This window comes from Mycolicibacterium smegmatis, assembly GCF_001457595.1.
In the GTDB taxonomy this organism is placed as follows: domain Bacteria; phylum Actinomycetota; class Actinomycetes; order Mycobacteriales; family Mycobacteriaceae; genus Mycobacterium; species Mycobacterium smegmatis.
The window spans coordinates 6,472,550-6,496,424 of sequence record NZ_LN831039.1; the positions used below are offsets into that span (position 1 = coordinate 6,472,550).

15 protein-coding genes are annotated in these 23,875 nt (G+C 68.0%); 2 read left to right on the top strand and 13 right to left on the bottom strand.

Annotation, left to right across the window (positions count from 1 at the left end; genetic code table 11):
- Positions 1 to 25: 25 nt before the first annotated feature.
- The 13 genes from AT701_RS31310 to glf all read right to left on the bottom strand — a co-directional run bounded on the left by AT701_RS31310 (position 26) and on the right by glf (position 20,950).
- Positions 26 to 1,579 (bottom strand): acyl-CoA carboxylase subunit beta, encoded by a 1,554-nt coding sequence (locus AT701_RS31310; protein WP_058127230.1) that lies wholly within the window; start codon positions 1,577 to 1,579, stop codon positions 26 to 28.
- Positions 1,576 to 7,098, bottom strand: coding sequence for a polyketide synthase Pks13 (gene pks13, locus AT701_RS31315; protein WP_058127231.1), 5,523 nt, complete (start codon positions 7,096 to 7,098; stop codon positions 1,576 to 1,578). Before pks13 ends, AT701_RS31310 begins: the two co-directional genes overlap by 4 nt.
- A 58-nt stretch (positions 7,099 to 7,156) precedes the next feature.
- Positions 7,157 to 9,049, bottom strand: coding sequence for a long-chain-fatty-acid--AMP ligase FadD32 (gene fadD32 / locus AT701_RS31320; protein ID WP_058127779.1), 1,893 nt, complete (start codon positions 9,047 to 9,049; stop codon positions 7,157 to 7,159).
- Between the two features lie 244 nt (positions 9,050 to 9,293).
- Positions 9,294 to 10,307, bottom strand: a complete 1,014-nt coding sequence (gene culp6 / locus AT701_RS31325) for a carboxylesterase Culp6 (RefSeq protein ID WP_058127232.1) — start codon at positions 10,305 to 10,307, stop codon at positions 9,294 to 9,296.
- Between the two features lie 18 nt (positions 10,308 to 10,325).
- Positions 10,326 to 10,799 carry a DUF732 domain-containing protein gene (locus AT701_RS31330; RefSeq protein WP_058127233.1) on the bottom strand — a complete coding sequence of 158 codons (474 nt, stop codon included), beginning with the start codon at positions 10,797 to 10,799 and terminating at the stop codon, positions 10,326 to 10,328.
- 66 nt (positions 10,800 to 10,865) lie between these two features.
- Positions 10,866 to 11,768, bottom strand: coding sequence for an alpha/beta hydrolase-fold protein (locus AT701_RS31335; protein ID WP_011731260.1), 903 nt, complete (start codon positions 11,766 to 11,768; stop codon positions 10,866 to 10,868).
- A gap of 156 nt (positions 11,769 to 11,924) precedes the next feature.
- Positions 11,925 to 12,932 carry an esterase family protein gene (locus AT701_RS31345; protein ID WP_011731262.1) on the bottom strand — a complete coding sequence of 336 codons (1,008 nt, stop codon included), beginning with the start codon at positions 12,930 to 12,932 and terminating at the stop codon, positions 11,925 to 11,927.
- Positions 12,933 to 13,068: 136 nt separating this feature from the next.
- Positions 13,069 to 14,082: an alpha/beta hydrolase gene (locus AT701_RS31350; RefSeq protein ID WP_003897808.1), complete on the bottom strand. Its 1,014-nt coding sequence runs from the start codon at positions 14,080 to 14,082 to the stop codon at positions 13,069 to 13,071.
- Between the two features lie 143 nt (positions 14,083 to 14,225).
- Positions 14,226 to 16,265 (bottom strand): terminal beta-(1->2)-arabinofuranosyltransferase, encoded by a 2,040-nt coding sequence (gene aftB, locus AT701_RS31355; protein ID WP_029104339.1) that lies wholly within the window; start codon positions 16,263 to 16,265, stop codon positions 14,226 to 14,228.
- Positions 16,243 to 17,184 carry a decaprenyl-phosphate phosphoribosyltransferase gene (locus AT701_RS31360; RefSeq protein WP_003897810.1) on the bottom strand — a complete coding sequence of 314 codons (942 nt, stop codon included), beginning with the start codon at positions 17,182 to 17,184 and terminating at the stop codon, positions 16,243 to 16,245. The genes aftB and AT701_RS31360 overlap by 23 nt, the downstream gene beginning before the upstream one ends.
- A 51-nt stretch (positions 17,185 to 17,235) precedes the next feature.
- Positions 17,236 to 17,778 carry a phosphatase PAP2 family protein gene (locus tag AT701_RS31365; protein WP_003897811.1) on the bottom strand — a complete coding sequence of 181 codons (543 nt, stop codon included), beginning with the start codon at positions 17,776 to 17,778 and terminating at the stop codon, positions 17,236 to 17,238.
- Positions 17,775 to 19,715, bottom strand: a complete 1,941-nt coding sequence (locus tag AT701_RS31370; protein WP_011731265.1) for a glycosyltransferase — start codon at positions 19,713 to 19,715, stop codon at positions 17,775 to 17,777. Before AT701_RS31370 ends, AT701_RS31365 begins: the two co-directional genes overlap by 4 nt.
- Positions 19,712 to 20,950 (bottom strand): UDP-galactopyranose mutase, encoded by a 1,239-nt coding sequence (gene glf / locus AT701_RS31375; protein ID WP_003897813.1) that lies wholly within the window; start codon positions 20,948 to 20,950, stop codon positions 19,712 to 19,714. The genes AT701_RS31370 and glf overlap by 4 nt, the downstream gene beginning before the upstream one ends.
- Positions 20,951 to 21,177: 227 nt before the next feature.
- Between glf and AT701_RS31380 the strand changes: the two genes are divergently transcribed.
- Complete coding sequence (locus tag AT701_RS31380; RefSeq protein WP_058127234.1) at positions 21,178 to 22,095, top strand: hypothetical protein; 918 nt, start codon at positions 21,178 to 21,180, stop codon at positions 22,093 to 22,095.
- A 146-nt stretch (positions 22,096 to 22,241) separates the two neighbouring features.
- Positions 22,242 to 23,852, top strand: coding sequence for an N-acetylmuramoyl-L-alanine amidase (locus tag AT701_RS31385; protein ID WP_003897815.1), 1,611 nt, complete (start codon positions 22,242 to 22,244; stop codon positions 23,850 to 23,852).
- The last annotated feature ends 23 nt before the right edge of the window (positions 23,853 to 23,875 follow it).

Sequence of the window (23,875 nt, forward strand, 5' to 3'; positions counted from 1 at the left end):
AGGATCGGGCCTCTTCGTGGGACGTCTACAGCGGCAGCAGACCGTGCTTGCGCTGCACCTTGGGGCCGTTCTGCTTGTCGCGCAGCAGCCTCAGCGACTTGCGCAGCAGCAGCCGGGTCTCGTGCGGCTGGATGACCGCGTCGATGTAGCCGCGCTCGGCCGCGATCCACGGTGTTGCCATGTTGAGGTTGTAACCCTCGATGAAGTCGTCGCGGATCTTCTGCACCTCAGGCGCATTGGGATCCGGGAACCGCTTCACCAGCAGCTGCGCGGCGCCCTCGGCGCCGATCACCGCGATGCGCGCGGTGGGCCAGGCGAAGTTCAGGTCGGCCGAGAGCTGCTTGGAGCCCATGACCGCGTACCCGCCGCCGTAGGCCTTGCGGATGATGACGGTCACCTTGGGCACATCGGCCTCGACGATGGCGTTGAAGAACCGCCCGCCGCGCTTGATGATGCCGCCCTTCTCCTCGGCGACACCCGGCATGGCGCCGGGGGTGTCGACGACGAAAACCAAAGGCAGGTTGTAGGAATCGCAGAACCGGATGAAGCTCGCGGCCTTGTCCGACGCCTCGTTGTCGATCGCGCCCGACAACACCATCGGTTGGTTCGCGATCACCCCGACCGGATGGCCGTCGACACGTGCGAACGCGGTGATCATGGCCGGACCACGCTGCTCGGCGATCTCGAACACGTCGCCGTCGTCGAAGATGCGCAGCAGGATCTCGTGCATGTCGTACGCCATGTTGTCGGCGTCCGGCACGATCGAGTCGAGCTCGAGGTCGTGCGGCGTGATCTCCGGCTCCATACCGGGATTGACGATCGGCGGGTTGTCGAAGTGGTTCGACGGCAGGAAGCTCAGGTAGTCGCGCACGTACTGGTAGGCCTCGGTCTCCGAGTTGACCACCTTGTGGATGTTGCCGCGCTTGGCCTGCTCGTCGGCGCCACCGAGTTCGTCGAACGTGACGTCCTCGCCCGTGACGTCCTTGATGACGTCGGGGCCGGTGATGAACATGTAGCCCTGATCGCGCACGGCCACCAGCAGGTCGGTCTGGATCGGCGAGTACACCGCTCCGCCCGCGCACTTGCCGAAGATCAGCGAGATCTCGGGCACCAGGCCGCGCAGCATCTCGTGGCGGCGGCCCAGCTCGGCGTACCACGCCAGCGAGGTCACGGCGTCCTGGATGCGGGCGCCTGCCGAGTCGTTGATGCCGATGATCGGGCAGCCGACCATCGCGACCCACTCCATGAGCCGGGCCACCTTGCGGCCGAACATCTCACCGACCGAGCCCTGGAACACCGTCTGGTCGTGGCTGAACACGCCGACCGGCCGGCCGTCGATGGTTCCGCGACCGGTCACCACACCGTCGCCGTACAGCGCGTTCGGATCGCCGGGAGTCTTGGCCAGCGCGCCGATCTCGATGAAGCTGCCCGGGTCGAGCAGCGCGTTGATGCGGGCCCGGGCACTCGGGATGCCCTTCTTCTCGCGCTTGGCGACGGCCTTCTCACCGCCGGGCTCCTTGGCCAGTTCCAGCTTCTCGCGCAGCTCTGCCAGGAGTTCAGCGGTGGTCTTGTTCGTCACTTGGCCCCATCCTCCTTGCTCGCCTGAGCCTCGATGCGGTTGAGCGCCTCACTCATGTGCGCACCAACCTTCGCAATGTACGGCTCATCGATGGCCTGAATGTGTTCGCCCCCGATGTGCACGACCTCCAGGTCGGACACGAACGAGCCCCAGCCGCCGTCGGGTTTGCGGGTCGCGTACGCGGGTTCGAACACGATCGCGTCGTCGTGGTAGCGATCGGCCATGTACAGCGTGACGTGACCGTCGTACGGCTTGATGTCGACGGTGTCGAGCGCGCGGTTATCCAGGTAGGACGTGCGCTGGTGCTCGATGATGCCGCCGGGGATCTGCACGCCGCTCTCCTTGACGATCTCCAGGACGTACTTCACCTGGCCCTCGTCGTCGAGCTTCTCCAGTTCCTCGTACGGGATCGCCGGGATCTCGACGTTGAACGTGCGCTCGGCGAACCGGGCGTAGCGGTCCCAGCGGGCCCGCATGCCCTCCTTGCTCTGGTCGATCGGCTCGCCCGGGAGCACGGTGTCGATGAGCCCCACGAACCGCACGTCGGCACCGGACTGCTTGAGGCCGATCGCGCACGCGTAGGCCAGCGCACCGCCCAGCGACCAGCCGGCCAGGACGAACGGGCCCTTGTGCATCTCCAGCAGCTTCGGCACGTACTCGGCGGCACGTTCTTCGATCGAGCCCTCGACACGTTCGAGGCCGTACACCGGCACGTCCGCGGGCAGGCGCTTCATGAGCGGTTCGTAGACCACCGTCGAACCACCGGCCGGGTGGAACACGAACAGCGGCACAGCGTTCGAACCCTCTTTCGGGGGACGCAGCGTACGCACGAACCCGTCGACCACACCCTCTTCGAGCTGTTCGCGGACGGTGGTGGCCAGTTCCTCGATGGTCTTGGCGCCCAGCACGTCCTCGACGGTGATGGTGCCCTCGGCCCGCTCGGACAGCCGCTCGGCCATCTTCTTCGCGGTCTCCTCGCTCACCGTGGGCAACTCGTTGAAGATGCCGCCCGGCGACTTGCCGGTCACGATCGCCCACGTCGCGAACGTCACGCGCTCGGCCGCGTCACGCGGCGGCACGTCGGCGCCCAGCGCCTCGGTGACCGCCTCCTGCGTGAGCACCTTCGCCGCGGCCGCGGCTGCGGTCGCCTTGTTCACGGTGCCCGCCGGAGCGTCGGTCGCAGACGCGGCCTGCGCCGGGCCCGACGGGTCACTCGGCGGCGGCGGGATCGGCGCGCCACCGGGTCCCGTGGGATCGGTCGGCGGGGGCGGGATCTCCAGACCCTCGACCGCCGAGGCCTCGGCGGCTGCGGCTTCGGCAGCACCTGCCGTGCTTTCCTCAGAGTCCTCAGAGTCCTTGGTCGCCAACGGATGACCGGCCTCGGCCAGCTTGGCCTCCAGCTCGGCCACGGTGCTCGCACCGCCCAGCAGTTCGGACTGCTCGGCCGCGATCTCCTCGGCCGTCTTGCCCTTCTGCGACTCGGCGATCTGCTCGACCTCGTCGCGGTGCTCGATCGCGTACCTGATCAGTTCCTCGACGTTGTAGAGGTTCGCGTCACGCACCGCGGTCAGCTGGATCGGCGGCAGGTCGAAGTCGTACTCGACGCGGTTCTTGATGCGCACCGCCATCAGCGAGTCGAGGCCCAGCTCGATGAGCGGCACCTCCCACGGCAGGTCCTCGGGCTCGTAACCCATTGCGGCGCCGACGATCGTGCCGAGCCGCTGGCCGATGGTCTCGCCCGAGTTCGGATCCCACTTCTGGAAGTCCGCACCCATGCCCGCACCGGCGGTCAGGTTGTCCTGCAGGATCTCGGCGTCGGGTTCGTCGTCCTCGATCACCGACGCCCCGGCACCCTCGCCGGCGACGTCGCCGGACACCGCGACACCCGCGCCCACCGCGACCGGAAGTGCCGTGACGCCCGCGCCGTTCGCCCGCGCCACGATGGCGTCGTAGACCAGCGTGAAGGACTCCTCGACGCGTGCGTGCACCTGCACCGTGGCACCACCGGGGTGCCGCGTGAGCGTGGTGACCAGCCGGGCGTTGTCGGCCGGGACCGCGCGCTGCTCGAAGGCTGCAAGCTTCGCGTCCGGGAGCACCTGCGCGGCAGCGGCTTTCACGAGCGCGGCCAGGTCGGTCTTGCCCCGCGGCACGAACTCCCACACGTGGCGGCCGTCCGGCGTGGCCACGTGGTTGCCGGGCATGACCGCCGAGCTGTCACCGGTGAAGTGCGCGGGCAGCCAGTGCTCCTTGCGCTTGAACCGCGTCGGCGGGATGTTGGCGAAGTCCAGCGCCCCGGCCAGGCCCTTGGACCGGCGCGGGAACAGCGTGCGGAAGTCCAGATCGTGGCCGTGCACATAGAGCTGCGCCATGGCCGAGATCATCGACTCGACCTCGTCCTGCTTGCGGGCCAGTGTCGCGATCAGCTGCGCGTCGTGCAGACCCGCGCTGGCCGTCGTGAGGCCGACCTGCATGAGCGCCACCGGGTTCGGCGCCAGCTCGAGGAACGTGGTGTGGCCGTTGTCGACGGCGTTGCGGATGCCCTGGGTGAAGTAGACGCTGTGGCGCAGGCCCTTCTTCCAGTAGTCCACGTCGTGGATCGGCGCGCTGCCCGGGCGGATGAACGTGCCCTCGTGCACGGTCGAGAAGTAGCCGGTGGTCAGCGGTTTCGGCTCGATACCCTGCAGTTCGGCCGCGAGTTCGCCGAGCAGCGGGTCCATCTGCTGCGTGTGGCTGGCGCCCTTGGTCTGGAACTTGCGGGCGAACTTCCCCTCGGATTCGGCGCGCGCGATGATCGCGTCCACCTGATCCGGCGGGCCGCCGATCACGGTCTGGGTCGGTGCCGCGTAGACGCACACCTCCAGGTCCGGGTAATCCGAGAACACCGTCTTGATCTCGTCGGCCGAGTACTCCACGAGCGCCATCAGCCGGATGTACTCGCCGAACAGCATCGCCTCGCCCTCACCCATGAGATGGCTGCGCGAGCAGATGGTGCGGGTGGCATCCGCGAGCGAAAGACCGCCCGCGAAGTACGACGCGGCCGCCTCGCCGAGTGACTGTCCCACCACCGCAGCGGGTTTCGCGCCGTGGTGACGGAGCAGCTCACCGAGCGCGATCTGGATGGCGAAGATCACCAACTGGACCACTTCGATGGGGTACTCGCACGTGGCGTCGGTGTAGTCGACGTTGTCGTCGAGGATCAGCTCGAGGATCGAGTAGCCGCGCTCGTCCTGGATCAGCGCGTCGACCTTGTTGATCCACTCGGCGAAGACCTCGTTGCGCAGGTACAGGCTCTTGCCCATCTTGCGGTGCTGCGCACCGAATCCCGCGAGCACCCACACCGGTCCGTTGGTCACGGGTCCGTCGGCCGAGAGCACGCTGGGATGCTGCTTGCCCTCGGCAAGTGCACGCAGACCCTTGATCGCCTCGTCGTGGTCGTGGGCGAGCACCACCGCGCGCGAACGGCCGTGGTTGCGCCGCGACAGCGAACGCCCGATCGACTCCAGCGACGACGCGCGACCCTCGGGGCTGTCGATCCAGTCGGCCAACTCGGCCGCGGCCTGCCGCTTGCGCGAGGTCAGGAACGCCGAAACCGCAAGCGGGACAAGCTGCTTGGTGGGTTCTTCGGCCTCCTTGGCAGCGAGCTCTTCGCGGGCCTGCTCCAGCAGGCGCTGCGCGGCCTCGGTCATCCCGGGCAGCTCGTAGGAATCCTCGTCATAGCTCGGGTAGGCGTCACCGCCCTCGGCAGGCTCATCCTCGTCGATGAACTCCCCGTACTCGTCCATCCGCACGCCACCGACGTAAACCGCGTCGGCGTCGGTCTTCTCGGCCTTGGCCTCTGGAGCGGGTTCGGGCTCGGGTTCCACCAGGTCGCTGGCCAGGACCTCACGCATCACCACGTGCGCGTTGGCGCCGCCGAAGCCGAAGCCGGAGACACCCGCGATGGCCTTGCCGCTGTAGCGCGGCCAGTCCGAGACGGTGTCGTTGACCTTGAGACGTTCCTTCTCGAAGTCGATGTAAGGGTTGGGCCCGGCGTAGTTGATGGACGGGGGCAGCTTGTCGTTGGCGAGCGCCAGCGTCATCTTGGCCAGGCTCGCCGCGCCCGCGGCCGATTCCAGGTGTCCCAGATTGGATTTCACCGCGCCGAGCAGAGCCGGCTTGTCGGCGGGGCGACCCTTGCCGACGATGCGGCCGAGAGCGTCGGCCTCGATCGGGTCACCAAGGATGGTGCCGGTGCCGTGCGCCTCGATGTAGTCGACGTCGCGCGGATTGATGCCAGCGTCCTTGTACGCCTTGCGCAGCACCTCGGCCTGCGCGTCGGGATTCGGGGCGAGCAGACCGTTGGACCGGCCGTCGTGGTTGACCGCGCTGCCCGCGATCACCGCGAGGATCTGGTCGCCGTCGCGGCGCGCGTCCGAGATCCGTTTGAGCACAAGCATGCCGCCGCCCTCGGAGCGGGCGTAGCCGTCGGCGTCCGACGAGAACGACTTGATGCGGCCGTCCGGCGCGAGCACGCCGCCGACCTCGTCGAAACCGACCGTCACCAGCGGGGTCACCAGAGCGTTGACACCGCCGACGATCGCGACGTCGGCCTCACCGGCGCGCAGTGCCTGCACACCCTGGTGGGTGGCGACCAGCGAGCTGGAGCACGCGGTGTCGATCGCCACGGACGGGCCGCGGAAGTCGTAGAAGTACGACACCCGGTTGGCGATGATCGAGCTCGCGGTGCCCGTGATGGCGTAGGGATGCGCGATCGACGGATCGCTCATCGCCAGGAAGCTGTAGTCGTTGGTCGAGCTGCCGATGTACACGCCGACGCTCTCGCCGCGCAGGCTCGACGCGGGAATCCTGGCGTGCTCCAACGCTTCCCACGTCAGTTCCAGCGCCATGCGCTGCTGCGGGTCGATGTTGTCGGCTTCCATCTTCGACAGCGCGAAGAACTCGGAGTCGAAACCCTTGATGTCCGTGAGGTAACCGCCGCGCGTGCGGGCCTTCTTGACGCGCTCGGCGATGCGGGGCTCGTCGAGGAACTCCGTCCACCGGTCCTCGGGCAGATCGGTGATGCAGTCCTTGCCCTGGAGCAGGGCCTCCCACATCTCGTCGGGCGTGTTCAGGTCGCCCGGGAAACGCGTGGCCACGCCGACGACAGCGATGTCCTCGACATCGCGCGTGCGCGACCAGTCCTCGTTTTCGTCGTACGGTTCGGGTTCGGGCTCACCTTCGATGATCACCGTCGCCAGCGACTCGATCGTGGGGTGGCGGAACGCGACGGTGGCCGTCAGCGTCACACCGGTGAGGTCCTCGATGTCGCTGGCCATCGCGACCGCATCGCGCGAGGACAGGCCGAGTTCGACCATCGGGGTCGACTCGTCGATCGCGTCCGCCGACTGCCCGGTGGCGTTGGCCACCCAGTTGCGCAGCCACTCCCGCATCTCGTTGACGGTCATGTCGGTACGCGGAGCCGGCCGGCCAGCGGGCTCGGTGCCCTCTGGAAGATTCGAATCGCTGTGGTTTTCATCCATGTTCAGGTCACCCTTAAAGCCGCCGGTCGAGAAGCTCGATCCGTGATGGCGTTGTTGGTCAGTCGGTGGCATCCGGGAAGTCGTTGGCCACCTTGCCGGCGCGCAGCGAGCCGTCCAGGTAGGCGGCACGGCAGGCACGGCGCCCGATCTTGCCGCTGGAGGTGCGCGGGATCGCACCGGCCGCGGTCAGCAGCACGTCGCGCACCGTGACGCCGTGGCGGACCGCGATCGCGGCGCGGATGTCGTCGGTGATGGGGCCGATGTCGAGCTTGTGCGCACCGGGCGCGCGCTCGGCCACGATCACCAGCTGTTCGGAGGTGTCGTCGGGATCGCGCTTGATACCCGAGTGCGCGTTCTCGAACACCTCGTCGGGCAGCTGGTTGGCCGGCACCGAGAACGCCGCGACGTAACCGGTGCGGATGGCCTTGCTGGCCTCCTGCGCCGAGTACTCGAGGTCCTGCGGGTAGTGGTTGCGGCCGTCGATGATGACGAGGTCCTTGACGCGGCCCGTGATGTAGAGGTCGCCGTCGTAGAACGCGCCGTAGTCACCCGTGCGCACCCAGGTCGCGTCGTCTGCGGCACCCTCGGCGTGCGACGGGTTGGTGCGCGACTTGAGGATGTTCTGGAACGTCGCGATCGACTCCTCGGGCTTGCCCCAGTAGCCGGTGCCCATGTTCTGGCCGCTGATCCAGATCTCGCCGACCTGGCCGTCGGGCAGCTCGGTGGCCGACTCGGCGTCGACGATCACGGCCCACTCGGCGATCCCGACCTTGCCAGCGGACGCCTGCGCGACGGCCTTGGGCGAATCGGCGTCGACCTCGACGATGCGGCCCGCGTTCAGCTGGTCACGGTCGACCGTGATGATCTTCGGCTCTTCCGAGCTGGGCGTGGTGGACACGAACAGCGTGGCCTCGGCGAGGCCGTAGGACGGCTTGATGGCCTTGGGCGGGAAGCCGAACGGGCCGAACGCCTCGTTGAAGCGGCGCACCGTGGCAGCCGAGATCGGCTCGCTGCCGTTGAGGACGGCCTTGACGTTGGACAGGTCCAGCGGGGGCGATCCCGGCTTCGGCACACCGCGCGCCGCGGCGTGGTCGAACGCGAAGTTCGGCGCCACCGAGATGGTGCCGCCGGTGTCGCTCTCCTTGCGCGCGAGTTCGCGGATCCAGCGCTCGGGGCGCCGGACGAACGCGGCCGGGGTCATGAAGGTGAAGTAGTGGCCGATCATCGGTGCGAGCAGCGCGGTGATGAGACCCATGTCGTGGAAGAACGGCAGCCACGAGATCCCGCGGTCACCTTCCTCGCCTTCGAGCGCCTCGATGACCTGCACCACGTTGGTCGCCAGGTTGAGATGGGTGATCTGGACACCGGTCGGGATCCGGGTGGAGCCCGAGGTGTACTGCAGATACGCGATGGTGGTCTCGTCGGGCTCTTCCGGGTTGACCCACGTGGCAGCGACGTCGTCGGGCACCGCGTCGACCGCGATCACGCGGGGACGCTGGTTGGCCGGACGGGTGCGGAAGAACTTGCGCACACCCTCGGCGGCATCGGTGGTGGTCAGGATCGCCGATGGATGGCAGTTGTCGAGCACCGCGTGCAGACGGCCCACGTGGCCGGGCTCGGACGGATCGAACAGCGGAACCGCGATGCGGCCCGCATACAGCGCTCCGAAGAACGCGACCAGGTAATCGAGGTTCTGGGGACACAGGATGGCCACGCGGTCGCCGGGCTGGGTGACCTGCTGCAGACGGGCCGCGACCGCGCGGTTGCGGGCACTGAACTGCGCCCAGGTCAGGTCGCGGGGCACACCGTCACGTTCCGTGGAGAAGTCGAGGAACCGGTAGGCGAGTTTGTCGCCGCGCACCTTGGCCCAGCGCTCCACGTGCGCGACGATGCTGCTGCCGTCAGGGAACTTGATTTGTCCGTCCTTGATGAACGGATTGTGGAACGGCATATCACTCTCCTGTGTCAGAGCCGTGCTCATCGCGTTGTCGCACGTCACACGGCGCGTCCCGGCCGCAACGGCCGGTGAACGCACCGAAACCCGGAGAATCGTACCGGGCATTGCGATCCGAGCGATCCGAGCTCGTGGATCGGCCGACCGCCACTGCTCGGTCAGCTCCTCTACGTGCGCGAAGCTCTTAGTTTTCTCTTAATGTTAAGGGACCGGGTGGTCCCGTCCAAATCCGGCGCGCGCGTCAACCGTGTTTCGGATGAGGCGCATTTTCGACAAGATTGCGGGCCCATTCGAGCGTCCACTGCGTGGCGGTTTGCCCGTTCTCGACCCAGAACTGCGGTGTGTTGTACAGCGCGTGCACAGGTCCCGCGGCGCTGCCCGACAGCGTCTCGAGGGTCTTGGGCAGGTTGAAGACGGAGAAGGCCTGTTCAGGAGCCGAGCAGATCAGGTCGCCCGAACCGCAGATCTGGTTGGTGCGGTTGTTCAGCGCGCCGAACCCGCCGGGGCGCGGCCCCGTCATGGTCAGCCCCAGCGCCGACAGCGCGGGCACCTCGTGCAGCGTGATCTCCGCACCCTGCCCCGCCGGGTTGGGCCCGACGTCCTGCCCGACGCCCATCTCGCGACGGCCGTCGGCGATCAACGTCACACCGAGCACCAGGTCCTCGTCCACCGGGCCGCGCCCGTTGCCGATGTCGCTGGCGATGTCACCCGCGATCACCGCGCCCTGCGAGAACCCGGCGATCACATAGCTGGTGAGCGGGCAGCGGTCGTTCATGTCGGTCATGGCCTTGACCGTCGTCCGCATGCCCTCCGCGCGACTGTCGTTGTAGGACATCTGCTTGTCCGCCGCGAACGGGTTGTGGAACTGCGCGGTGTACGGCGTGGTGTACACCTGCAGACGGTCCGGGCCGAACTGCTCGGCCAGCGGCTTGCTGATGTTCGACATCAGCGACAGCGGGAACTGCGTGGGGTTGAACGGGTCGTCGGTCGGCGAGGACTCCCACGTGCCCGGGATCGAGACCATCATCACGTCCGGGCAGTCGGCCGACTGGAACTCCGGGCGCGGTTTGCGCGTGCCGGGAGGCACCACGACGCCACCGGGCGGTTCCGCGCTGGGCGGCGGGGTGGCCGGGGTGTCCGGACGGCGCATGATCACGACCACGATCGTCACCACGAGCACCACGACGAGGGCCATCGCCGCGGCGGCGATCAGGGCCAGGATGCGGTGGCGCTTACGCCGAGCGTTCTTTGCCATGTAGTTTTCGTGCTCCTGCTAGCAGAGTCGTTCGGTTGCGATGCGGATGTAGTCGGAGGTCGCCGAGTCGACCTCCCCGGGCGCAACCGTCGCGCCCGAGTGCCTGGCACGCACATCGCTGCGCACCAGCGGCAGTACGAAATCCCACACCGCCTGGTCATTCTGCTTGGCAGCCCGGGCCTGGCACACATACGACCCGATGGACAGGGCCAGCAGATCACTCGACGGCGTCACGCCCGAGGAACGGAGCGCATCGAGATAACCCTGCTGCTGGCCGGTGAGCGTCAACGACCCGGTGCGCCCGGGCGCGGTCATCGCCGACTCGGGCGGCAGATCACCCGACTGCGCCCTGGTGTCGGTGATTTGCGAAGGCGGCACGGCCAGGGGCGCGATCATGTCCCCACCGGCGTCACATGCGGTCAGCAACGGCGCAGCGGCCATCGCGAGCGATAGCGCGACGACCTGCGTCCTCGACCGAACCGTGTGCTGCACGCTTCCACCGTACCGGCTGCTGAAAAGTGCTCCAGTCCAGCTGTTTCGCCGTCTCGACGCGGTGTGCTACTTGATGGTGGCGACCAGCTCACCGGACATGTAGGCCAGCTGAGGCGCCCAGCTGCCCCAGTCGTGCTGCCCCGAGGCCGGGAAGTCGAAGTGACCGTTGCTGCCGCCCACGCGTCGGTAGTCCGAATAGAACTGACGGTTGCTGCCCTGCGCCTGATCGCAGTAGCCGATCATCGCGGCCGGATCGCTGCACGTCAGGGTGCCGGGGCTGTAGACCCACAACCGGGTGTTGGAGTCGGCCAGCAACTGCACGTGCACAGCGGGGTCGTGCCACTTCCAGCGACCGAACTGTGGGGGACCCCACATGCGGTTGGCGTCGACGTTGCCGAACCGCGCGAGCCCCGCGGTGATCGCGCCGTTGAGCGTGGTCGCCGACGGCGTCAGGAAACCCGACAGCGACCCGGCGAACCGGAACATGCCCGGGTGGAACGCGGCCAGCGTCACCGCGGCCGTACCGCCCTGCGCGGCACCTACGACGGCGTGGCCGTCCGGCGCCAGGCCCTTGTTCGCGGCCAGCCAGCCCGGCAGCTCGGCGGTGAGGAACGTCTCCCACTGCTTGCTGCCGTCCTGCTCCCAGTTGGTGTAGAGGCTCCACGCACCGCCTGCCGGCGCGGCCACCGAGATGCCGCGGCCCGCGAGCGTGCTCATCGCGCTGCCCGCGTTGACCCAGTTGCTGACGTCGGGGGCGGCGTTGAACGCGTCGAGCAGGAACACCGCGTGCGGCCCGCCTGCCTGGAACGCGACGGGGATGTCACGGCCCATGGCCGCCGACGGCACCATCAGGTACTCAACGCCGTCGGCCCGCGCCGGCGCACCCGAGGTTGCCGAGACCGTCCACAGGCCCGCGGCGAGCACCACGGTCAGCATCAGCGCCCGAACCAGACTCAACCCACGTCTCATCCTCTAGACCTTCCTGCCGGACCGCCGGAATGTGCCCCCACTCACCGAACTCGCGTTGTAGTGAACCACATCGCCGATGTCGCCGGTCCCCGAAACCGTCCCGGAAATGCCTGACGGCGGCGATCCGAGAGGATCGCCGCCGTCAGCTCAACTCGATCAGGCGGTCGGGGTCGCACCCAGCACGCGCTGCAGGTCAGGCTTCATCGCCTGCAGCTGCTGGCCCCAGTACGCCCAGTTGTGCGTACCGCTCTGCGGGAAGTTGAACACGCCGTTCTTGCCACCGGCCTCGATGTACTTCTCCTGGAAGGTCGAGTTCGTGCGGCACACGAAGCCCTCGAGGAACTTCGCGGGCAGATCGGTGCCGCCCAGCTCGCCCGGCTTGCCGTTACCGCAGTACACCCAGATGCGGGTGCCGTTGTTGGCGATCGTCGCGACGTTCTCCGTCGGGTCGTTGGCCTTCCACGCGTTGTTCGGATCGTTGGTCGAACCCCACATGTCGTCGGCCTTGTAGCCGCCCGCGTCACCCATCGAGATGCCGATCAGCATGGGCCACCAGCCCTCGGACGGGTTCAACGTGCCCGAAAGCGATGCCGCGTAGATGAACTGCTGCGGGTGGCGCGCGGCCAGCATCAGGGCCGACGAACCGGCCATCGACAGACCGACCACGGCGCTGCCGGTCGGCTTGACGTCGCGGTTGGCCGCGAGCCAGGCGGGGAGCTCCTGGGTGAGGAAGGTCTCCCACTTGTAGGTCTTGCAGCCGCCGTCCTTGCTACCGCAGGCCGGCTTGTACCAGTCGCTGTAGAAGCTGGACTGGCCACCGACGGGCATCACGACGGAGATGCCCGAGTTGAGGAACCACTCGAACGTGGGCAGCTCGATGTCCCAGCCGTTCTGGTCCTCGCGGGCACGCATACCGTCGAGCAGGTACAGCGCGGGTGCGCCCGGCCCCCCACTCTGGAACTCGACCCGGATGTCACGTCCCATCGCTGCGGACGGGACTTCGAGATATTCGACCGGCAGGCCGGGTCGAGACCAGGCTCCAGCGGTCGCCGAGCCGCCGACGACGCCTACCAGGCCAGGCAGCACGGCCGCAGCTGCGACCGCAACCGTCAGCCGGCGCGACAGACCTGCCGCTGCGCCGCGCATTCTCCCAACGAACTTCATTCCGCTCCCTATCTGATCTCTCTTCTTCAGAACTCCACGGGCCGACTCACCCCGAAGTACTCGGCTCGCGATCCCGTGTAGTCAACCACATATCGGTGTGGTCCTACTTTTCAGCAGTTGTCTGACTGGTCGCTCCTCAGCCGTTCAGCGAAGCGATCAGGTCAGGTTTCAGCGCGCTCAGCTGAGCGCCCCAGTACGGCCAGGCGTGGTTGCCCGCGGGCGGGAACGTGAAGGTCGCGTTGCGGCCTCCGGCCCGGACGTAGGCCTCCTGAAAGTCCTTGTTGCTCTTGATGGCCAGCGTCTCCAGGCTGTTGGCGCTCATCGCGAGGTTGGGGTCGGCGCCGTCGTCGAGCGGCGTGGCGCCGCCCGGTGCGCAGTAGATCCACAACCGGGTCCCGTTGGCCACGATCCGGTCCACCTGCCTGATGGGATCGTTGCGCTTCCACGCCCCGTCCCATGGCGGACCCCACATGTTGTCGACGTTGTAACCCCCGGCGTCGAGCATCGCGACGCGGATGGCCTGCTGCATCAACAGCGACGAGGGGTTGAGGAAGCCCGACAAAGAGGCCGCATACCGGAACTGACCTGGGTGGAAGGCCGACAGGATCAGCGCCGCGCTGCCCGACATCGACAGCCCGACCACGCCGTTGCCGGTGGTCGACACGTTGCGGTTGGCGGCGAGCCAGGCCGGCAGTTCCCGGGTGAGGAACGTCTCCCACTTATAGGTGTAGGTCTGATTGTTGAAACTCGACGGCGAGTACCAGTCGCTGTAGAAGCTCGACTGCCCGCCGACGGGCATCACCACCGAGATGCCCGAGTTGTAGAACCACTCGAACGCCGGGGTGTTGATGTCCCAGCCGCTGTAATCGTCCTGTGCGCGAAGGCCGTCGAGCAGGTACACCGCGCGGCTGGGCCGCATGTCGTCGACCGTCTCGCCGGGACCCTGGAACTGCACGCGCAGATTGCGGCCCATCGACGGCGAGTACACGTCGAGGTACTCGACCGGCAGGCCCTCACGCGAGAAGGCATTCGCGCGTGGAATTTCCAAGCTTGCCACAGCAAATGTGGTGAACATCACAGAAATGACTGTCGCCACCAGCAGGCGCAGACCGGATACGCGCACCGCGCGCGTGCTCACCATGGGTGCCATTCACCGTCCGTTCCTATGTCGGTGGCGCAGGGGCCGTCGCGAGAACCGCGGCTCACACCGCGGGTGTCGACCTTCTATCGACCGCGCCAGGCGAAGCGTTACCGTCCCGGATCGAATACCGGGGACGCCCGCGCCTCAGCTAACTACGGTCCCGTTGCCGGCATGCCGGTGTAGGGCGGGTTCTTCGGTTCGGGTGGCTCCAGCCCGCAGCGCCGCAGTTCGTACAGCGGCACGCGGTCGATGCGGTACTTGGTGAACTCGTAGGAGTGCACGATGTTCGACAGGAACCGCCGCGGGGTCAGTTCGCCGCGCACCGAGTTCAGCACCGCGTCGGTGGCCGGGCAGGTCAGCGCGACCTGCGCCTGCGCGATCCAGTCCTCATCCAGGTACGCCGGGACGAAGGGATGCTCCTTGAGGAACGGGCCCTCGGCCACCGCCCAGTCCGGGAACAGGTTCTTGTCGTGTCCGATGCGGCCGTCGGTCAGGCGCTGGGTGTGCTGCGCCAGCGGGTTGGTCAGACCGATCTGGTCGATCACCCGCACGTCGAGTCCGACGTTCATGCCCAGCATGCCCATGTTCGTGAAAAACACTGTGTGGGGCGCTTTGTAGGCCTTGCGCTGCTCGGGCGTCATGTCCGGCGGCGGCGGGATCGCGGGCACCACATCCCACACGTCGTAGTTGCCCGACGGCAGCAGCAGCGCACCGTCCGGGGTGTTCTCCAACGCGGTCAGCACCGCGCGCATGCGGGGATAGTCGAGATAGTCCGCGGCCGTCAGCGGATGCGCGTGCCCGGTGGCCTGCGAGTAGAAGCGACGCTCGTCGACGATGCCGGTGTAGGTCACCCGTGTCGCGTCGGCACCCATGCCCGGCGAATTCGCCGCCCACACAGACCATCCCACGACCGCGACCCACAGCACGCTCGTCGCGGCCGCCAGCAGGTAGCCCGTCTCACGGGTGAACCGGGTGCCGTCGGGCAGCACAAGCGGGATCACCGCGACCGGCGCCAGCACGCAGAAGATCGGCGCCAGAAGCACGCGGCCGTGCATGAAGTCGCCGCCCTGGCGCACCCAGTAGATGCCCTGGATCAAACCGCTGAGAACCATGAAAGCGACCACGGCGGGCGGACTCTGGACGGTCCGGCGCACCCAGCCGTACCCGCGCGGCACCTGACGGTGCAGCCACCACGGACGGCTGCGGGTGGCCACCAGCACGAGGCCGAGCAGCACCAGCAGCACCGCGGGCACCCACAGCAGATAGGGCTGGTTGAAGTTGGCCAGGTACGTCAGGCCCTGCGACCACTTCGATCCGGTCGCGTCCTTGGCGACCGCGGTGCCCGGCACGATCAGCGCGTAGTAGCCCATCCGGAAGATCTGGTAGGCCACCGGAAGCAGACCGCCGGCAACGACGATCAGCACGCGCCGCCGCCACCCCCGCGCCGCGATGAGCATCATCACCAGCGCGCCGCCGCCGATGAGCGCGAGTTCCGGGCGCACCAGCACGGAAAGTCCCGCGACGAACGCCAGCGCCCCCTCGAAGAACCGTCCCGGGACGTTGTCGGGGGCGTCCTGGGGTGCTCCGCCGTCGGCCGGGTAGGCGCGCAACGCCTGCGACCAGCACACCATCATCCACCACAGCAGGCCCAGATAGGCCAGCACCAAACCGTTTTCGAGCCCCGAGGTGGCGAAGTCGCGGGCAGGCGGGATCGCGATGTAGACCAGCGCCCCCGCGGGCAGCAGCAGCGCACGCCTGCCCTGCAGGCTGGGCGCGTACAGCCGTCCGGCGCCGAACATGACCAGCACCACACCGGCGACGCTGAGCGCGAGCGCGAATGCCAGCACCACGTACTCCAGCCGGACCGAACCGCCGATCCAGGCGCCGAGGGTCACCAGGTACGTCCACAGCGTCGAGGTGTTGGCCTCGACACGCTCACCGGCGTTGAACACCGGGCCGTTGCCCGCCAACAGGTTCCGCACGGTCCGCAGCACGATCAGACCGTCGTCGGCGATCCACCGGCGCTGCCACGCGCCCCAGCCGAACAGGCCCGCGACCACGAGCACGCTCAGCCACAGGCTGATGCGCACCGAGATGTCGTACGGGAAGGACGCCCCTCGTCCCAGCCGTTCACCGATACCACCGCTGAACCGGCGCGCGACCGGCCGTTCAGCTGAAATAGATGGCCGCACCGATGGTCCCGATCCACGCCAGGAACAGAATCTGCAGCACTCGGTCTTTCAGCGCGATCTCCTCGGGTTCACCGGCGATGCCCCCGTCGATGTCCACTGCGTAACGGAGGATGGCGATGGTGAAGGGGATCATCGTGACCGCGTACCACGACGCGTCCTGCGCGTCGAGGGTCATCAGGTCGTTGGCCCGGTCGCGGCTGAACGCCCACAGCCCGTAACAGACCACCATCGCGGTGGCCGAAAGCGTCCACACGAAACGCAGGTAGCTGCTGGTGTAACTCTCCAGCGACTTGCGGATCTTGGCGCCCGTGCGCTCGGCCAATTGCAATTCGGCGTAGCGCTTTCCGGCCGCCATGAACAGCGAACCGAACGCCATCACGAGCAGGAACCACTGCGACAGCGGGATGTCGGCGGCGACACCGCCTGCGATCGCGCGGATCAAGAAGCCCGACGACACGATGCAGATGTCGAGCACGGCCTGGTGTTTGAGGCCGAAGCAGTAAGCCAACTGCACGGCGATGTACACCGCCATCACGATGGCCAGGTTGGCGGTGAGCCACCACGAGATCACCAGCGACGCGACAGCGAGCAGGCCGGCCAGCGAGTAGGCCATCCACTCGGGCACCACACCGGCCGCGATGGGCCGGAACCGCTTGGTGGGGTGCGCACGGTCGGCCTCGACGTCGCGCGCGTCGTTGATGAGATAGATCGACGACGCCGCGAGGCAGAACACCACGAACGCAACGGAGACCTTGGCCGCGACGTCGGCGTAGTCGTATTCGATGCCGCTGCCCACGGCGGCCAGCGGGGCCGCCAGCACCAGCAGGTTCTTGATCCACTGGCGCGGGCGCACGGCCTTGATCAGCCCGGAGACCAGATTCTTCGGCGGGCCTGCCGTCGGCTGCGCTTCCTCACTCATGTGGGTGGCATCCATGGTTCTTCTGCTCCGTTACGACCCGCTCACCGACGCTCATCTGTCTCCTTCGGCACCGACAGAATTCGAAATCCTACCGGCCGCCTTCCCGACGGCTTTGCCCACGAGCGCTCCGACGACCACGCCCGTGACCACGTCGGTGGGATAGTGCACGCCGAGCACCAGACGCGACAGCGCCATCGGCGGCACCAGGAGCGCGGGTGCCGGCACACCCGTGGTCTGCGCCAGCAGCACGGCCGCAGCCGTGGTCGAGGTGGCATGCGCGGACGGGAAGCTCAGCCGGCTGGGCGTTCCGACGTTGACGGCGATGTCGGGATGGCTGGGCCGCTCGCGGCGCACCACGCGCTTGATCACGACGGCGGCCGCGTGCGCCAGAAACGCCCCGGCACCGACGGCGAGCCAGGACCGGCGCTTGGCAGGCTGGGCCAGCGCGCCCGCGGCGGCCAGCGCCACCCAGCCCGCGCTGTGTTCACCGAAGTGCGAGAGGGCACGGGCGCCGGTCAGCACACCGGGCCTGCCGGCAAGAGCCGCTTGCACGGCAACCAACACGGCGTCCTCGCCGCGCGGGGCGTCGCTCATCGTCCGACTTTCTCCGGTGTCTCGGTGAGCAGGACCGACTCCCACTTCTGCGTGCTGGTCAGCATGGGCAGCGCGTCGCGGTAGACCTTGCGCATGCGGTCGAACTTGCGCGCCAGCCTGGCCTGCTGCCGCAGCGAGGCGCGCAGCAGCGCGAACATCTTCGCGCGGTCACGCTGGCGGTACACCACGCCGCGGCCGTCGGCGGTGGTCACGGTGACACCGTCGACGCGGCACAGCGAGAACCACCTGGCGTCCTGCGTCGCGACGTTGATCTGCGGGCGCACGTGCGTCTCGGGGTCGTGGCTGCGCAACTGGTGCACGACACCGCGCGCGAGGTTCACCGCGATGGCCGGCTTGGACACCGGGATCGCGATCTTCTTGCGCCGCATGTCCGATGCAGGCGGCAACGACGTGGCACCCGGCAGCACCACCGCGTCGGGGTACTGCGAACGCAGCTTGCGCACGTCGGGCATGGCCGACTCCAGGATCGAGAACAGGTTCTCCGGGCCGGCCAGGAAGTCCTCCATCGCCTTGTTCTGGATGGCGACGGTCGAATATTCAAGGCACAGGAGGTGTTTGATGGTGGCCTTGAGATGGCTCGCGATCAGCCCGCTGACCGGGCCGTCCCAGTGCAGCGCGGCGACCACGAGGCGGTTGCGCAGGTGGAAGTACGCCTGCCAGTCGATGGCGTCGTCCTTGTCGCTCCAGGCCATGTGCCAGATCGCCGCGCCGGGCAGGGTCACGGTGCCGTAACCGTGTTCGCCTGCGCGCAAACCGTATTCGGCGTCGTCCCACTTGATGAACAGCGGCAGCGGCTGGCCGAGTTCCTCGGCGATCTGCCGCGGGATCATGCACATCCACCAGCCGTTGAAGTCGACGTCGACGCGGCGGTGCAGCAGCTTGGTGCGCGGTTCCTCGGCGTCGCTGAGCTTGAACTTCGCGAAGTCGTGGTCGTACTCGGCATTCGGCGCGGCGGTCCACATGAAGTTGGCGCGGTCCACGACCTCGCCCATGACGTGCAGGTGCGACGGCTCCTGCAGGTTGAGCATCTGGCCGCCGACCAGGATGGGCGACTTGGCGAACCGGTTCATCGCGAGGGCCCGCAGGATCGAATCGGGCTCGATGCGGATGTCGTCGTCCATGAACAGGATCTGTTCACAGTCGGTGTTCTTGAGCGCCTCGTACATCACACGGCTGTACCCGCCCGAACCACCGAGGTTCGGCTGGTTGTGGATCGACAGGCGGTCACCGAGACGCGCTGCGGCGTCGGCGAATCCGGGATGGTCCTTGGCCTTGCTGGTGCCCTGGTCGCTCACGATGACCGCGGAGATCACCTCGTCGACCAACGGATCGGAGGTGAGCGCGGCGAGCGCGTTGACGCAGTCGGCGGGCCGGTTGAACGTGGGGATGCCGACCGCGACGTTGGCCCGGCCCGGTGCGGGCACCGGTGCGTACCAGCCCGCGCTGTGCACGCGCACCGCGGTGTTGGTGGTGATGTCGAACCAGATCCAGCCACCGTCCTCGAACGGGGTGAGGTCGATCTCGAACTCGACGGCGGCGGGGCCGTCACCTTCACCGGCGACCGGGGCGCCGCCGACGGTGATGCGCGCGCCGGTGGCCTTCGAGCGGTACACGTCGACGCGCGCGGTGCCGGTGAGTTCGACGCGCAGCACCACGGTGTCGAGCGTCGACCACCGCCGCCAGTAGCTGGCCGGGAACGCGTTGAAGTACGTCGCGAACGACACCTCGGACTCGGGGCCGATCTCCAATGACGTGCGCGTGGGCGCGTGGGCGCGCCGCGAGTTGGTGGTCGACTCCTCGATGTAGAGCTTGCGCACGTCGAGGGGCTCACCCGGTCGCGGCAGGATCACCCGGGAGAGCAGACTGACCGCCCTGGACTCGTCGGCTTCGAGTGCGCCGGAAGGGATGTCACTCATGCTTTGCTGCTTTCGTCTTCGGTGACCAGCGACGCGCCCTCGGACAGGTGCGGCGCCAGTACGTTGTCGAACATGCTGAGCGCGCTGGCGATCGCCATGTGCATGTCGAGGTATTGGTAGGTGCCCAGCCGGCCGCCGAAAAGCACCTTTGCCGAGGCAGTTTCGGCTTTGGCCCGGGCGCGGTAGGCCGCCAGCACGGCACGGTCGGCCTCGGTGTTGATCGGGTAGTACGGCTCGTCGTCGTTGTCGGCGAACCGCGAGTACTCGCGCATGATCACGGTCTTGTCGGTGGGATATGTGCGCTCGGGGTGGAAGTGCCGGAACTCGTGGATGCGCGTGTACGGCACGTCGAGGTCGTTGTAGTTCATCACCGGCGTGCCCTGGAAGTCGCCCGTCTCGAGCACCTCGAGCTCGAAATCGAGTGTGCGCCAACCAAGGCGGCCCTCGGCGTAGTCGAAGTAGCGGTCCAGCGGGCCCGTGTAGACCACGGGCGCGTCCGGGTTGGCCGCGCGCAGGTCGTCACGCACGTCGAACCAGTCGGTGTCCAGGCGCACCTCGATGCGCTCGTCGGCGGCCATGTTCTCGAGCCACTTGGTGTAGCCCTCGACGGGCAGCCCCTCGTAGGTGTCGTTGAAGTAGCGGTTGTCGAACGTGTAGCGCACCGGCAGCCGGGTGATGTTGGACGCGGGCAGGTCCTTGGGGTCGGTCTGCCACTGCTTGGCCGTGTAGTGCTTGATGAACGCCTCGTAGAGGGGCCTGCCGACCAGGCTGATGGCCTTCTCCTCGAAGTTCTTGGCGTCCTTGGTGTCGATCTCGCTGGCCTGCTCGGCGATCAGCGCCCTGGCCTCGTCCGGGGAGAAGTAGCGCCCGAAGAACTGGCTCACCAGGCCGAGGCCCATGGGGAACTGGTAGGCCTGCCCGTTGTGCATGGCGAAGACGCGGTGCTGGTAACCGGTGAAGTCGGTGAACTGGCGCACGTAGTCCCACACGCGCTTGTTGGACGTGTGGAACAGGTGCGCGCCGTACTTGTGGACCTCGATGCCGGTCTCCGGTTCGGGCTCCGAGTAGGCGTTGCCGCCGATGTGCGGGCGGCGCTCTATGACAAGGACCCGTTTACCCAACTGCGTCGCCGCACGCTCGGCGATCGTCAGACCGAAGAAGCCGGATCCGACGACGAATAGGTCGAAATTACCGGTGGACTGGGACGGAGCGACCGGGTGCGATATGGACGTCATCGGCAGCCAGGGTATCCGACCACCCTCCCGCCCCTCGAATGCGACAGCAGGTCCAGGTCGCAATTCGCTCACGATTCAATCACGTCACTCTAGACACACTAGTCACACCCGTACCATCGATGACGTTGGCGCTCATGGGCTTCGCACGATCCGTCCGTAGCCGCTGACGAAGTTGTTCGGAGCACTCCGAGCAGTTGATATGCAGTCCATGTATTGAGGAGACTTCCGTGCCGAACCGCCGTCGACGCAAGCTCTCGACAGCCATGAGCGCAGTCGCCGCAGTGGCCGTCGCAAGTCCAGTCGCCCTGATTGCCGTAACTCAGCATTCCCCCGCACCTCAACACCGCGAGTTCACCCAGGCCGCGCTGGTCACCGACCTCCCCGGCGAGCTGATGTCCGCGCTTTCGCAGGGCCTGTCCCAGTTCGGCATCAACCTGCCGCCCATGCCCTCGCTGACCGGTGGCGCCGCGACGCCGTCGCTGGCCTCCCCGACACTGACCTCCCCCGGTCTGGCCTCCCCTGGTTTGACCTCCCCGGGCTTGACCCCAGGTTTGACGCCGGGCTTGACGACGCCGTCGCTGACCGACCCCGGTCTGACCAACCCGGCCCTGACCAATCCGGCGCTGACCAGCCCCGACGGCCTGACCTCGCCGGGTCTCACGACGCCGAGCCTGACCAGCCCGGGCCTGACCACGCCGGACGCGTCGCTGGGCACCACGCCGTCGCTCACGGATCCGGGTCTGACCAACCCCGCGCTGACCACGCCGTCGCTCACCACTCCCGGCCTGGCCACGCCCTCGACCGGTCTGACCACCCCCGGCCTGGATCCGTCCCTGACGCCGATCTCCAACGCCGCGGGCCTGCCCGCACCCGGTGAGGTGCCGATCTCGGCGCCGGTCGGCCTGGATCCGAGCCTGGGGACCTATCCGATCCTGGGTGATCCGTCGCTCGCGACCATGCCTGCCGCGAGCACGGGAGGCGGCGGCCTGTTCGGTGATCTGTCCGCCGCGGCCGATCAGCTGGGCGCGGGCCAGGCGATCGACCTGCTCAAGGGCATGGTGCTCCCGGCCATCACCCAGGCCATCCAGTCCGGTGCGCAGGCGGCCCCGGCCGCCGCACCGGCACCCGTGCCGCCGCCTGCCTGATCCAGGCGAGTCAACAAGCGTCACCCGAAACGGCACCGCAGAAGCCTCGCGCTCTGCGGTGTCGTTGCGGTTGCGTCCAGATTCGCGGGCGATCGTGATGCGTGTCGCATCATTAGTAACAACAGACGCATACGTAACATCAGTCCGTGCAGTCACGTCGTCCCGCGCCGTCGATCCTGTTCACCGCGATCGCGGCGACCCTGATCGTCGTCCCGTGGGCGCTCAGCGGGACCGGCGACGAACATCACAACCCCGCAGCCGACGCCCCGTCGCTCACGCAGCAGCCCCTCGACGACCTCGGTGGCGGCGAGACCATCCGGGAGATCCACCAGGACGAGCCGTTCTCCCTGGTCGCGCTGACCGCACAGGACCTCGACGGCACCTCGGCGCGCATCCGCGCCAAGAAGGCAGACGGGTCGTGGGGGCCGTGGTACGAGGCCGAGGCCCTCGACGGCGTCGGCGCCGACACCCCGGGCCCGCGCGGCACCGATCCGGTGTTCGTCGGACGCACCAACACCGTGCAGATCGCGATCACCCGGCCCGAGAACGCCGCGCCGACCGCCCCGGCCCCCAAGAACAAGGACGACAAGAACAAGCCCGATCTGGGCTACCGGCCCGCAACCGTGCAACAACCGCTGGGCCAGAACGTCACCGCGGTGCTGATCAGCCCGCCGCAGGCGCCCGCCGACATCGGCCCGCTGCCCACGGCCGTCACGGCCCCCGGCGTTCCGCCGCACATCATCGGCCGCGCGCAGTGGGGCGCCGACGAATCGATGCGGTGCCCGGCCGTGTACGACGCGGGGATCCGGGCCGGCATCGTGCACCACACGGCGGGCAGCAACGACTACGCGCCCGAGGATTCGGCGGGCATCGTGCGGTCGATCTACGAGTACCACACGAGAACTCTGGGCTGGTGCGACATCGCCTACAACGCGCTGGTCGACAAGTACGGGCAGGTCTTCGAGGGCCGGGCAGGCGGCATGGACCGGCCCGTGGAGGGCGCCCACACCGGCGGCTTCAACCGCGACACCTGGGGTGTGGCGATGATGGGGAACTTCGACGCGGTGCCCCCGACCCCGATCCAGTTGCGCACCACCGGAAGACTGCTGGGCTGGCGCCTGGGCCTGGACCGCATCGATCCGCACGGCACCGTGGTGCTCGCATCGGAAGGCGGGTCGTTCACCCACTTCCCGCGCGGCGCCACCCCGACGCTGCCCGCGATCTTCACGCACCGCGACGTCGGCAACACCGACTGCCCGGGCAACGCGGCATACGCCGAGATGGGCCGCCTGCGCGACATCGCCGCCCGGTTCAACCAGCCACCCGGACCCGAGGAACTCGCCGAGCAGATGCGCGGCGGCGCGATATTCGCGCGGTGGGAGTCCGTCGGCGGGCCCGCGGGTCCGCTCGGCAACCCGACCTCACCCGAGGCCGCGGCCGAGGGCGAGGCCCGCTACGCGACCTTCGAGCGCGGTGCGATCTACTGGTCCCCCGTCACCGGGGCGCAGCCGCTCACCGGCGCGATCTACGAGGCCTGGGGCCGACTGGGTTTCGAGCGCGGTGCGCTGGGCCTGCCGACCAGCGGTGAGATCCACGAGCCGCTGTGGATCAAGCAGAACTTCCAGCACGGCACGCTGAACTTCGACCGTGAGAAGCACACCGTGGTCCGCGTCATCGACGGTGTGCCACAGGAACTCCCACCCGCGGCCCCCGACGATCAGCCCGTGCAGCTCGAGCGCTTCACGCCGATCGCCTGAGCCGAAAATCCCGAAAGCCCGAA

Excerpts from the sequence above, each read along its gene's own strand:
- pks13 (WP_058127231.1), bottom strand. The coding sequence starts at position 7,098 with ATGGATGAAAACCACAGCGATTCGAATCTTCCAGAGGGCACCGAGCCC.
- fadD32 (WP_058127779.1), bottom strand. The coding sequence starts at position 9,049 with ATGCCGTTCCACAATCCGTTCATCAAGGACGGACAAATCAAGTTCCCT.
- culp6 (WP_058127232.1), bottom strand. The coding sequence starts at position 10,307 with ATGGCAAAGAACGCTCGGCGTAAGCGCCACCGCATCCTGGCCCTGATC.
- AT701_RS31335 (WP_011731260.1), bottom strand. The coding sequence starts at position 11,768 with ATGAGACGTGGGTTGAGTCTGGTTCGGGCGCTGATGCTGACCGTGGTG.
- AT701_RS31345 (WP_011731262.1), bottom strand. The coding sequence starts at position 12,932 with ATGAAGTTCGTTGGGAGAATGCGCGGCGCAGCGGCAGGTCTGTCGCGC.
- AT701_RS31350 (WP_003897808.1), bottom strand. The coding sequence starts at position 14,082 with ATGGCACCCATGGTGAGCACGCGCGCGGTGCGCGTATCCGGTCTGCGC.
- AT701_RS31360 (WP_003897810.1), bottom strand. The coding sequence starts at position 17,184 with ATGAGTGAGGAAGCGCAGCCGACGGCAGGCCCGCCGAAGAATCTGGTC.
- AT701_RS31365 (WP_003897811.1), bottom strand. The coding sequence starts at position 17,778 with ATGAGCGACGCCCCGCGCGGCGAGGACGCCGTGTTGGTTGCCGTGCAA.
- AT701_RS31370 (WP_011731265.1), bottom strand. The coding sequence starts at position 19,715 with ATGAGTGACATCCCTTCCGGCGCACTCGAAGCCGACGAGTCCAGGGCG.
- glf (WP_003897813.1), bottom strand. The coding sequence starts at position 20,950 with ATGACGTCCATATCGCACCCGGTCGCTCCGTCCCAGTCCACCGGTAAT.